This window comes from Hymenobacter agri (assembly GCF_054778495.1).
This window is the reverse complement of sequence record NZ_BAAGZM010000076.1, coordinates 1-11,815: the sequence shown is the minus strand read 5'-3', so window position 1 is coordinate 11,815 and position 11,815 is coordinate 1. Positions and strand designations below refer to the sequence as shown.

Here is an 11,815-nt window from a genome sequence, read left to right as displayed (position 1 = left end):
GGCCGCCGGGGCGAATGGCCTCGCGGGCGGTGCCCACGAGCACGCCATACATGGTCACGGGCTGGCCGGCGCTCAGGCCCAGCGGGGCGAGCTTGTGCTTGGCCGGAATGGCTTCGGCGGTGGTCACGAACCCGTTTTCCCAGGGCACTTCGGTGCCGATGGGCAGGTCCAGCAGAGCCACGAGCACGTTGTCGGCGGGGTGAATGCGGGCTACTTGGTGTTTCACGGGGATAGGTAGGTTAGTAGTGAATCGTTGCAGTCATCTGTCATCCTGAGCGGAGCGAAGGACCTTATCACGTTCGCGCCAATTTAGAGTTACTGCAAGCTGTTCATTGGTGGTAGGGTCCTTCGCTTCGCTCAGGATGACAGACGATTTTCAACCGCCCACCGCCACCGGCTTGCGGGCGAAAAACGCGGCCAGCGTGGCCGGCGAGCCTTCGCCCAGCAGCTGCTGGAGGTAGTGCGTGACGCTGGCTGCGAAACCGGGCAGGCGCGAAAGGTCGTGGCCCCAGAGGGCGGCGTTGTGCAGAGCGGCGGGCACCAGCTCGGCAGGCGAGTGATGGGCCCAAAGGTTGGCGAAGTAGGGGGCGCGGTCATCTTGGATTTCGTAGGGGTGGCCGTTGGCCTCGCCCTGCCCGTCCGCGTTGCGCATGAAGCGTAGGTAGGCCGCGAAGCCCAGCGCCACGTAGTGCGGCACGGCCTGGTGCTGCTGGTAGTAGTGCAGCAGCGTAGGTACGTTGCGCATGGCCATTTTAGCGCTGCCCTGCATAGCAATGGCCAGCCAGCGGTGCTCCAGGTAGGGGTTGCGGAAACGGTCGAGCACCTGCATGCCGAAACGCTGGCCTATTTTCTCATCCACCGAAACCGGAATGCCGGGCAGCAAATCGGCCAGCATCAGGTTGTGGATGAAGCGGGCCAGGTGCTCATTCTCCAGCGACTCGCGCACCGTAGTGCAGCCCATGAGGTGGGCCAGCGCATAGCTGAGCGTGTGCGTGCCATTGAGCAGCCGCAGCTTGAGCTCGCGGAACAAGGTGATGTCGGGCCGGATGACGACGCCCGACGCGGCGGTATGGAACGACAGCACCTCGCGCACGTGCTCGCCGCCCTCGATGGCCCACAGCGCGTAAGCTTCGGTCATGGTCAGCAGCTCGTCGCGGTAGCCCAGCTCGGCCTGCAGGGCGGCGTAGGCGGCGGGCTCGGGGCGGCCGGGCACGATGCGGTCGACGAGCGTATTGCAGAAGTGGTTGGCGGTTTCGAGCCAGTCGATGAACTCGGGACCCAGCGCGTTGCGGTGGGCCAGCTCCAGCACGATGCCTTCGAGCTTGCGGCCGTTGTCGGGAATCAATTCGGTGGGCACAATCACGAGGCCCTTACTCGTATCGCCATCAAATGCCTGGAAGCGGGCGTGCAGCACCGCCAGCAGCTTACCGGGGAAGGAGGTCGGCGGCATTAGCCGAATGTCTTCAGTCACGAGCTGAATGCCAACTTCGGTGGTGTTCGAAATCACCACCTGCAACTCGGGGCTGGCGGCTACCTGCAGCACCTCGGCCCACTGGCTTTTGGCCGAGAGCACGCGGCTAATGCTGGCGCACACCACATTTTCCTCTACCGGCCGGCCTTCTTCCACGCCGCGCACGCATACGGTGTACAGGTTGTTCTGGCGCTCAAAGGCAGTGGCGTCGCCGCCATCAGTGCTTTTCACCACCACAATGCGGCCGTTGAAAACGCCCTGACGGTTGGCCTGGTCAATCTGAAAATCGGGCAGGCCGCGCAACAGCACGCCGGTACCGAACTGCAGCACCTTTTCGGGCAGTTCGAACAGCGCGGGCGCGGGCCAGGCTACGGGGCCGGCGGGCGCGCGCAGGGCCAAAGATTTAGTTAGCGAGTCCATTGAAGCTGGAACTGAATAGGCGGTTATAAGGCGAGGCGAAACGCGGCTACTTGCGGGCGGCGCTCAGGCGTTTCTGCCAAGCGGGAAAATCTTTGGTGAGGAGCTTTTCGGGCCAGGTACCGGCGTAGAGGTAGCCGGCGCGGCGCTCCACTTCAATGTCGGCCAGCTGGTAATGCACCTGGCTGTCGCGGCCCACGAAAATGGGTTTGTCAGTATTCAGCTCGTAGAAGCGGGCCCACACGGTGGCGCCGGGCTGGGGTACCAGCTGGCGGTCGAGCACCTTGTGGGTTTGCGGGTCGGTTACTTCGCGCACGGTGGTATCGGTCAGCTTCACTTTCTGAAACCAGTCGATGGCGCACTCAATGGCCTGCTTTTCGGCGGCGCTGGGCTGCTCGATGCCCATGAGAAAGCGCACGATGTCCACCGACTCGTCGCCGCTCAGCGAGGCCAGTTCGAAGGCGCGGGCCTTGGCCGGCTGCAGGGTTTTCTCATCGTACTGCGCGCACCAGGCCGTGGGGTGGCCGCCGCGCACGTATTGCGTTTTCAGCATGCACTGCACGCCGCGGGCCACCGCCGCCTGGGCCTGCGGGGCCAGCGCGGCATCGAGGCCCACGTAGGGGGCTTTCTGCCGGGCCACGTCGCGGAGCACCTCCAGCGCGTGCACCATGGCGTTGTCGTTGTAGGTAATCTGGTGGCGGTAGTTGCTGAAATCGGGGTAGTACTGCGGGAAGCCGCCGTTGGCGTACTGCATTTTTAGCAGGTAGCGAATGCCGGCTTCGGCGCCCTGGCGGTAAGCGGCATTGTTGGTGGCCTGGTAGGCTTTGGCCAAGTAGGCGATTTCGCGGGTGGTGGCATTGTTGTCGATGGTCGCATCCTGGCGCCCTCTGTCGGCCAGCGTGGCGGCGCGCTCAGCAGCGCTCAGCGGGTGCTTGTAGTCGACCTTCTTGTTGCCCACGGCCTTGGGCCAGCCGCCGATGCTGCGCTGAAACACGAGCATCTTCTCGGCCGTGCTGTCGGTGAGGGGCGCGGCCTGGAGAACCCGGCTGGTAGCCGGGCTCCCCGTGCCACGCTCCGGCGCTGCCGGCGGCCGGGCGGGGCTAAGTCCCACCTCGCTTAGGCCCGGGGCCAGCAACAAGAGCAACAAAGGCAGTTTCATGGTAACAGATTGAATTTGAAAAATCGAACGTCATGCCGAGCGCAGCCGAGGCATCTCGCTTGAATCGTTGCACGATTGGATTAGTAGTAGCACGCGAGATGCCTCGGCTGCGCTCAGCATGACGTTCTCATCTCCGCCCGACTATGGCTGATTAGTACCCCGAGTTCTGCTTCAGGGCCGGGTCGGTGTCCAGGGTGGTTTGCGGGATGGGCAGCAGCTCCTTGCCCAAGCCGGGCAGGTACTCGGCGGCCATGCCGGTGCCGGCGCTTATCACCGTGGAGGTGCCCAGCGTGACGCTGGTGCCGTTGGGCTGCAGATTGGCTACGTAGGTGGCGTCGATGCCCTGGCGCCAGTTCACGCGGGTGGTGCCGCTGGGCGTGGTGGCGGGTGAAGGCCGGTAGAACGAGCGGGCCCACTGAATCTGGCCATTCACCACCTTATAAAACATGTACTGCGGCACGTTCTGGTAGGGCGCGGCATTGGTGCGCAGCAGGTTCAGGTTGGCCTTGGTCTGGGTGAGTTTCGCTTCGAGCAGGTTCCAGCGCAGCAGGTCGTACTTGCGAATGCCCTCCGAGCCGAATTCCAGCAGCCGCTCGTTCACGATGGCGTTGAACATGTCGGCTTTGGTGCCGGTGTTCAGTCCCAGGGCGGCGCGGGTGGCGTTGCCGCCGAAGCCCCGGGTGCGCACTTCCTTCAGGGCATTCACGGCGGCGGCGGTGGGGCCGTTCAGCTCGTTGTCGGCCTCGGCAAACATCAGCAGCACGTCGGCGAAGCGGATGATGGGCCAGTTGTAGCCCAGGTAGTTGTTGGTGCCGGGCAGTGGCGGGTTGTGCCAGTCGCGGCGGAACTTGCCATCGTACAGCGTGTTCAGCGCCACGGCGGCCTGGTTGTTGTTCGAGGGAATCTGGTAGGGCGCGATGGTGATGTCGCGGCGCACGTCGGTCGAGTCGAAGGCGTAGAAGTAGGTCGGCACCACCGTCACGGCGCCTTGCGTCGAGCCGTACACCGTCGAGGCGCTCAGGCGCGGGCCGTTATAGTAGCCCAGCTTCGAGTCGCCGGTAGCCGTCGAGCCGGCCATGCCCACTTCAAACAGGATTTCGTTGGCCGCGTCGCGGCGCTGCTCGTTCACGCCGCGCCACAGGTCCGAAAAGCTGGGGTTCAGCGTGTGCTCGCTGCGGCGGGCCATGATGTCGGCGCACTCCTGCCGGGCAATAGCGTAGTAGTCGAGGTAGTCGGCGGGGCGCACCATCGTGCGGTCTTTCAGCGAGTAGCCGCCGCCGAGCCGGGGCAGGCGGGCGCGCAGGGCCATCACCGCTCCCTTGGTGATGCGCTCGCTGGCCAGGCCGGCCTGCGAGCGCCAGGGCACCAGCTTCTCAGCCACCAGCAGGTCGGCAATCAGCTTGGTCAGGGTCTGGTTGCGGTCGGCGTTGGGCAGGGCGAAATTCTGGTCGGGCGCGGTGGGCGTGAACTGGGCCGGCACGTCGCCCCAGTTCCGAATCAACTCGAAGTAATACTGTGCCCGCAAAGTCAGCGCCTCGCCGTAGAGCCGGTGCAGGGCGGCCGTGTCGGCGCTGCTGCCGCTGGTGTAGAGGGGCGCCGCCGGAATGTTGGCAATGCAGATGTTGGCCCGCTCCACGCCCTGGTACAGGTTGTTCCAGGGGTTGATGATTTCGGTGTTGCTGGGAAAAGCTTTGTAGCGGGCAATGCCGCGGCGCCCCGTATCGAAGGTGCCCGACGAGCCGATGAGCTCATCGGTGTCGTAGGGGTAGTACATGCTTAGGCGGGTGCCGTAGGTGTTGTCGCCCGAGAGCGGGTCGTAGGCCCCGAGTACGGCGCTGGTGGCCCCGCTCACGGTGCTGAACGAAGCTTCGGTCGAGCTGAACGTGAGGGGTTCCACGTCGAGGTAGTCTTTGCACGAGGCCAGCAGCCCGGCCCCGGCGGCCAGCCCCAGCACGGTGGCGGCGGCGCGATAACGGGAAGTGAAGAAAAACGCTTTCATGACAAGAAGAAGGCTAAACGCGGGTGGGAATAGAGAAAGGCAGCCGCCGGCTTACAGGCCCAGGTTGATGCCGAACAGGAAGGCCCGGCTGCGCGGGTAGGCGGCGTAGTCGACGCCCGGCGTGAGCGGCGTGCCGCGGCGGGTATTCACCTCCGGGTCGTAGCCCGAGTATTTGGTGAAGGTGTAGAGGTTGTTCAGCGTCACGTAGAAGCGCAGCTGCGTGGCCTTCACCCGGCTCACCACCGATTTGGGCAGCGAGTAGCCCAGCGTCAGGTTGTTGACGCGCAGGAACGAGCCGTTTTCCACGGCGTAGGAGCTCAGGAAGTAGTTGCCGCGCACGGGGCTCCAGATGCTGGCGTTGGCGTTCACGCGCTCAAACGTGGCCTGGTCGGTAATCAGCGCGCCCTTCTCGTCGATGTAGCGGAAGCGGTTGGTCATCTCGCTCAGCAGGTTGGCGTAGGAGGTGTTGGCCGTGCTGGTCGTGAACTCAATCTTGTTGGCGTTGTAGATGTCGTTGCCCAGCACGAAGTTCAGAAACACGCTGGCGTCGAAGCCTTTGTAGGTGAACTGCTGGTTGAGGCCGCCCACCACCTTGGGGTTGGCGTTGCCAATCACCGTCTTATCATTCTCCGTGATGTTGAGCGCGCCGTTGGCGTCGCGCACGCCATCCACGTCCTTCAGCTTGATGGTGCCGATGGATACCGGCGAACCCGTGATGGCGGCGGCGTTGGGCACGTCCTTCTTCAGGATGCCGGTGCGGGTGGCATAGTTATAGGTTTCGAAGTCGGCGGCCGTGTAGTAGCCGTCGGCGATGTAGCCGTACATCTGACCCACCGGCGAGCCCACGCGGGCCACATAGTCGGGGCCCGACAGGGCAGTGCCGGCCCAGCCCGACTGAATGCTGCCGATTTCGGACAGGCCGCCGAGCGACTCAATCCGGCCGCGGTTGAAGGCCGCATTGGCCGTGGCCGACCACGTGAAGTCCGGCGTTTGAATAATGGTGCTGCTCAGCTGCAGCTCCAGGCCGCGGTTCGAGGTCGAGCCCACGTTGCGGTACTGCGTGGTGTAGCCCAGAAAAGCCGGGATGGGCACGTTCACCAGCAGGTCGTTGGTGTTGTTGTAGTAGGCGTCGGCCGTCAGCGTCACGCGGTTGTTGAACAAGCCCAGGTCGAGGCCCAGGTTGCGGGTCGTGGTCACTTCCCACTTCAGGTTGGGGTTGGCCAAGTTGGTGGCGGCCGTGGCGGGCGTGGTGATGTGGTTCAGCGCGTAGTTCACGTTGCCGGGCTGAAACAGCTGCTTGGTGAGGAAGTCGGGAATGCGGTTGTTGCCGGCCTGCCCGTAGCTCAAGCGTAGCTTCAGGTCGCTCACCTTGTTGGCGAGGGGCTCGAAGAAATTCTCGCGCGAGATGCGCCAGGCCGCCGAGGCGCCGGGGAAAATCTGCGAGCGGTTGCCGGGCTCGAACTTCGACGAGCCGTCGGCCCGCGCCGTCAGGGTCAGCAGGTACTTGTCGTCGTAGGAGTAGTTGATTCGGCCGAAGCCCGAGAGCAGGCGGTAGTCGACCGGCACGCTGGTTTGCGGCAGCACCGGCTGGGACACCGTGCCTACCGGCAGCACGGCCTGGTTCAGGTTGGCCAGGGCGCGCTCGGCGGTGATGTCGGAGGGCAGGAAGTTCACCTGTACAAACTGCTGGGTGGTGCGCTGCTGGTAGGTTTCCTCGCCCAGCAACACGTTCAGGGTGTGCTTGTCGCGCGCCCAGGTGTAGTCGAGCACGTTCGAGTTGTTGATGGTCGTCGTCACGCCGTTGGTGATGCTGGCAAACGGCAGGTTCTGGTAGCCACCGGCCGCCTGCCGAATGGTGGGCGAGTACAGGCCGTTGAAGGTGTTCAGGTCGCCGTAGGTAAAATCGACGCCGGCGGTCGAGCGGAAAATCAGGGTCTTGGTAATGTTGAAGGCCGCCGTACCGCCCAGGTTGAAAGTGCGGCGCTTGTCGGCCCGGTACTCGTTATTAATGGCCAGCACCGGGTTCACCAAGCTGGAGTTGGTGAAGAAGTCCGGGTCGAAGTTGGCGGTGGGGTCGGCCCCGGCCGCGTTGGGCAGGTTAAAGGGGATGTACTGCACGGCGTTGCGCAGGCGCGAAGTCACGGCCGAGCCGGTGTTCACCGTCTGGCCAGTATTGCTGGTGCCCAAGGCGGCGCCGGTGCCGGCCCCGTAGTTCACCTGGTCGTTGAAGCGCACATTCACGCCCAGGCGCAGGCGGTCGCTGGCCTTGGTGTCGAGGCGGAAGTTCACCAGCTTGCGCAGGTAGCTCGAACCCAGCTGAATACCATCTTCCTTGTTGCTGGTCAGGCTCAGCGCGTAAGTCGTCGACTTGCTCCCGCCGCTCACCGACACGTTGTGCGTTTGCTGAAACGCGCGGCGGCCAAACACCTGCTGCTGCCAGTCCTGGTAGGGCGCGGTGCGCAGGCGGTTCAGCGTATCACCCGTAAAATTCAGGCTGCCGAATACTTTCTTAAATGTGTCGGTGCTGCCGGTCACGCTCGAACCCGAACCCGACAGCTGCGCCCGCTCATACTCCCAATCCAGGTAGTCGGCCGGGCCCATCACGTTCAGCTTCTTGCTGATTTCGCGGAAGCCGGCAAAGCCGTTATAATTCACGGCCGTGCGGCCTTCGCGCCCGCTTTTGGTGGTGATAATCACAACGCCGTTGGCGCCGCGCGCGCCGTAAATGGCCGTGGCCGAGGCATCCTTCAGCACGTCAACCGAGGCAATGTCCTGCGGGGCAATCACGCCCAGGGCATTCTCTACCTGCACGCCGTCCACCACGTACAGCGGCGAGTTGTCCTGCGTAATCGAGCCGCCACCGCGCACCCGCACCTGCACGCTGGTGTTGCCCGGCGTGCCTTCCGACGACGTGAGCTGCACGCCCGCCAGGCGGCCGGTCAGGGCCTCGGCGGCCGAGTTCACCGGAATATCCTTCAGCTGCTTCGCCCCTACCGACGACACCGAGCCCGTCACGTCGCGGCGCTCCACGGTCTGGTAGCCAATCACCACCACGTCGTCGAGCTGCTTGTTATCGGTGGCCAGTGTCACGTTGATGGTCGTTTTGTCGCCCACTTTCACGGCCTGCGAGGCGTAGCCCACAAAGCTGAAGCGCAGCGTGGGGTTGCTCACCGTGGCCGGCAGCGTCAGGTTAAAGTCGCCGTTGGCGCCGGTCGAAGCGCCCACGGTGGTGCCTTCCACGAGCACCGTTACGCCGGGCAGGGCCTCGCCCGTGTCCGATTTCACGATGCCCTGAACCTGACGGCTTTGCGCCGCCACCAGCCCAATGCTCCCCAGGAGCAGCAGCCAGAGCAGGAGAAAATGTTTTTTCATGGGGTTAAAAGGAGTGTTGGGTGGGAGTTTAAAAAAGCTTAGCGCAGGGCCTCCAGGGGCACCGCATCCATGTCGGTGTATTCGCGATTCTCGCCGGCCATGCCCCAGATGAAGGCGTAGGCCGCCGAGCCGCAGCCGGTGTGGATGGACCACGGCGGCGAGAGAATCGCCTGCTCGTTGCTCACCCACAGCGGGCGGGTTTCGGTGGGCTCGCCCAGCAGGTGCAGCACCCGCTGCCCGGCCGGCAGGTTGAAGTACAGGTAGGCCTCCATGCGGCGGTCGTGCACGTGGCTGGGCATGGTGTTCCACACGCTTCCGGGCTTAAGCTGGGTGAGGCCCATCACAAGCTGGCAGCTGGCAATGCCTTCGGTGAAGATGTACTTGTAGATGGTGCGCTGATTGGCCGTTTCGAGCGCGCCCATTTCCACGGGCGTGGCCTCGGCCTGGGTGCGGCGCGTGGTGGGGTATTCCTTGTGGGCCGGGGCCGAAAGCAGGTAGAACTTGGCCGGCTCGGCCGCATTCGCGCTGCGAAACTCGACCTGCTGGCTGCCCTTGCCGATGTAGAGGCAGTCCTGGTAGCCCAGCTCGTAGGCAGTGCCGTCGACCACGATGCTGCCCGCCCCGCCCACGTTCAGCGCGCCCAGCTCGCGGCGCTCCAGAAAGTAGCTGGCCTTGAGGTTGCCGGGATTCGGCAGGAGCAAGGGGGCGTCGGTGGGCTGCGCACCGCCCACAATCATGCGGTCGTAGTGCGTGTACGTCAGCTCGATGGTGCCCGGAATGAAGATGTTTTCAATCAAAAAATGCTCGCGCAGGCCAGCCGTGTTCAGGCTGGCCGTTTCGCGCGGGCCGATAGCAAAGCGAGAGTTCATTTGACAGATATCATTTAACATTTAACAGAAAAAGCAATAAGCCTGAAATCACCTAAACGCATTAACAATCAGCAAGTAATGGCAATGAAATAATCAGCCTGTTAAATGATAAATGTTAATTGTTAAATGAAAAACCTACCGTCCCATCCAGCCGCCGTCGACGGTGAGGATGGTGCCGTGCACGTAGGCCCCGGCCTCGGAGGCCAGGAACACGACGGGGCCTTTGAAGTCGGCGGGCTCGCCCCAGCGGCCGGCCGGAATGCGGCCCAGGATGCTGGCCGAGCGGTCGGCGTCCTGACGCAGGGCCTCGGTGTTGTCGGTGGCGATGTAGCCGGGGGCAATGCCGTTGACGTTGACGCCACGGCCGGCCCACTCGTTGGCCAAAGCTTTAACGACGGAGCCGATAGCGCCCTTGCTGGCCGCGTAGCCCGGCACGTTGATGCCGCCCTGAAAGGTGAGCAGCGAGGCCGTGAAGATGATGTTGCCGCTGCCCTGGGCCAGCATCCGGCCGCCGATGGCGCGGGCCAGCCGAAAGGGGGAATCGAGGTTGATGGCCAGCACGTTGTCCCAGTCCTCGTCGGAGTGCTCGGCCGCCGGTGCCCGGCGAATGGTGCCGGCATTGTTCACCAAAATGTCAATGCGCGGGAAGTCCTGCAACACCTTCGCGGTGAAATCATCCGCGCTAAGCCGGTCGCTAAAATCGGCTTGGTAGGCGTGAAACTGGCGGCCCAGCGCCCGCACTTGGCGGCCGGTGTCGCCGCCGTCGGCGGCCATCGTGCGCGACACGCCAATGATGTCGGCCCCGGCTTCGGCCAGCCCCAGGGCCATGCCCTGGCCGATGCCGCGGTTGCAGCCCGTCACGAGAGCAACTTTGCCGGTCAAATCAAAAAGTGAATTCATCCTTAATCAAATAGTTAAAAACAGCCGTGAGCCCCAAAGGCTAGCGGCCAAAGTCATCCTGCACCCGCACAATGTCTTCCTCGTCGGAAGGATGCTCGGCGTCGGTGTGCTGCCAGATTTCGGCCAGCACGCCCCAGTTGTCGAGGCCCACCAGGCGGTGGCGCTCCCCCTGCCGGAGCACGATGCGCTCGCCCACCTGGTAGCTGCGGACGGCACTCTGCTCATCGGTGGCGCTGATGGCAATGCCCACTGGGCCCTGCACCACCTGCCATACTTCGGCGCGGCGGTGATGGTACTGCCAGCTCAGGCGCTGGTGTGGGGCCACGAGCAGCACTTTAGGGCTAAGCTGCCCGCCAATTCGCAGCAAGTTAACGGACAAGCCATTGAAATAGAGGTCGGCAAAGTGCTGGGCCTGCGTTTCGTCGAGCACAAAAAAGCCGCCCCACGGGCGTGACTGGTCCTGCTGCGCCACGCGCAGGCCCTGCTGATGCAGGGTAGCGGCGACGCGCTCAAATAAGGCGGCTTTGTCAGTAATTTCGGTCATGTGTGAATAGTGAAAACAATATGGTCAAGGTGTAATTCTAAACCAGTCGGCGTCGGCGTAGCCGCCGGTGCGGCCTTCGGTGGGGGCGGTGCAAAACAGGCCCACCTTGGCCCCTACCCACTTTTCGGGCTTGGCCTGGAAGGGCTCGCCCAGCGGCCGGAACGTTTGCCCGTCGAGGCTGTAACTGAAGCGGCAGGTGGCGTCGGGGGCGCTTACCTGCACGCGCAGGTAGGCGGTGTTGGCGGGCAGGGCCTGCTCGGCCACTACCTGCTCGGGCGCGCCGCTGGGGGCGTCGACGCAGCGCACCTGCGCTACTCGAAAACCGCTGTCGGTGCGGCGGATGGCCAGGTAGGCATAGTCGCTGCCCATTACCAGCAGGCCGGCCTGCTTGCCGGCCCACACGTCCCACTCGGGCGTGAATGCCAGCCTGGTGGTGGCCGTGAAGCTGGGGGCGGGCATCTTTTGCAGCAGTAGGTTGGGCACCGGCCAGAGGTTTTTGGCCCCGGCCGGGGCCGGGATGGCAAACAGGCGCAGGTGCCCGCTACCGCGCAGCAGGGCGGCCCACTGCACCCGGTCGTTGGCGGGCCACTGCCACTGCGGGCCCAGCGAGTCGGTATCAAACTCGTCGGTGTCGGGCGGGGTGGCGAGGGGGTAGGAGCCGCCCACGACCGGCTTGCGGTAGCTCAGTACCGGCTGGCCGGTGCCGTCGCCATCGGAATCGGTACCGATGACGGGCCAGTCGTTTTTCCAGGCCATCGGCTGCAGGTGCAGCACCCGGCCGTAGGGGCCTTTGTCCTGGAAGTGCAGAAACCAGTCCTCCTTCCCGTCGGGCGTGCTTACCCACGCGCCCTGGTGCGGGCCGTTGATGGCCGTTTGGCCCTGGTCCATCACCTTTTTGGGTGCCCAGGGGCCGTAGAGGCTGCGGCTGCGCAGGGCCAGCTGCCAGCCGGCGGCGACACCGCCAGCCGGCGCAAAAATGTAGTAGTAGCCGTGACGCTTATAGAGCTTGGGGCCCTCGATGGTGGGGTGGCCATCGGCGTGGCCCGAGTAGATGTTGCGGCCGGCATCGAGCACGCGGGTGCCA

At 64.2% G+C, this 11,815-nt stretch carries 9 protein-coding genes; all 9 read right to left on the bottom strand.

What is annotated here, in order from left to right; all coding sequences use genetic code 11:
- Nucleotides 1–226 (bottom strand): UxaA family hydrolase (locus ACYVDE_RS06465; protein ID WP_460500668.1); only part of this gene is annotated, 226 nt, incomplete at its 3' end.
- A gap of 150 nt (nt 227–376) precedes the next feature.
- The gene (locus ACYVDE_RS06460; protein ID WP_460500667.1) at nt 377–1,891 is read right to left on the bottom strand and encodes a tagaturonate reductase; all 1,515 of its coding nucleotides are present in this window, start codon (nt 1,889–1,891) and stop codon (nt 377–379) included.
- A 46-nt stretch (nt 1,892–1,937) separates the two neighbouring features.
- Complete coding sequence (pelA, locus tag ACYVDE_RS06455) at nt 1,938–3,047, bottom strand: pectate lyase (protein WP_460500666.1); 1,110 nt, start codon at nt 3,045–3,047, stop codon at nt 1,938–1,940.
- A 151-nt stretch (nt 3,048–3,198) separates the two neighbouring features.
- Nucleotides 3,199–5,046, bottom strand: a complete 1,848-nt coding sequence (locus ACYVDE_RS06450) for a RagB/SusD family nutrient uptake outer membrane protein (RefSeq protein ID WP_460500665.1) — start codon at nt 5,044–5,046, stop codon at nt 3,199–3,201.
- Nucleotides 5,047–5,097: 51 nt separating this feature from the next.
- Complete coding sequence (locus ACYVDE_RS06445) at nt 5,098–8,418, bottom strand: SusC/RagA family TonB-linked outer membrane protein (protein ID WP_460500664.1); 3,321 nt, start codon at nt 8,416–8,418, stop codon at nt 5,098–5,100.
- A gap of 38 nt (nt 8,419–8,456) precedes the next feature.
- The gene (kduI, locus tag ACYVDE_RS06440) at nt 8,457–9,287 is read right to left on the bottom strand and encodes a 5-dehydro-4-deoxy-D-glucuronate isomerase (protein ID WP_460500663.1); all 831 of its coding nucleotides are present in this window, start codon (nt 9,285–9,287) and stop codon (nt 8,457–8,459) included.
- Between the two features lie 135 nt (nt 9,288–9,422).
- Entirely contained in the window at nt 9,423–10,187 is a 765-nt protein-coding gene (locus ACYVDE_RS06435; protein ID WP_460500662.1) for an SDR family NAD(P)-dependent oxidoreductase, read from the bottom strand.
- Nucleotides 10,188–10,227: 40 nt separating this feature from the next.
- A complete protein-coding gene (locus ACYVDE_RS06430; RefSeq protein ID WP_460500661.1) occupies nt 10,228–10,731 on the bottom strand; it encodes a cupin domain-containing protein in 504 nt (167 codons plus the stop codon).
- A gap of 24 nt (nt 10,732–10,755) precedes the next feature.
- A partial coding sequence (locus ACYVDE_RS06425) for a beta-xylosidase family glycoside hydrolase (RefSeq protein WP_460500660.1) occupies nt 10,756–11,815 on the bottom strand: 1,060 nt, incomplete at its 5' end.

What these genes read in the sequence shown, in the direction of transcription:
- ACYVDE_RS06460 (WP_460500667.1), bottom strand. Translation starts at nt 1,891, where the DNA reads ATGGACTCGCTAACTAAATCTTTGGCCCTGCGCGCGCCCGCCGGCCCC.
- pelA (WP_460500666.1), bottom strand. Translation starts at nt 3,047, where the DNA reads ATGAAACTGCCTTTGTTGCTCTTGTTGCTGGCCCCGGGCCTAAGCGAG.
- ACYVDE_RS06450 (WP_460500665.1), bottom strand. Translation starts at nt 5,046, where the DNA reads ATGAAAGCGTTTTTCTTCACTTCCCGTTATCGCGCCGCCGCCACCGTG.
- ACYVDE_RS06445 (WP_460500664.1), bottom strand. Translation starts at nt 8,418, where the DNA reads ATGAAAAAACATTTTCTCCTGCTCTGGCTGCTGCTCCTGGGGAGCATT.
- kduI (WP_460500663.1), bottom strand. Translation starts at nt 9,287, where the DNA reads ATGAACTCTCGCTTTGCTATCGGCCCGCGCGAAACGGCCAGCCTGAAC.
- ACYVDE_RS06435 (WP_460500662.1), bottom strand. Translation starts at nt 10,187, where the DNA reads ATGAATTCACTTTTTGATTTGACCGGCAAAGTTGCTCTCGTGACGGGC.
- ACYVDE_RS06430 (WP_460500661.1), bottom strand. Translation starts at nt 10,731, where the DNA reads ATGACCGAAATTACTGACAAAGCCGCCTTATTTGAGCGCGTCGCCGCT.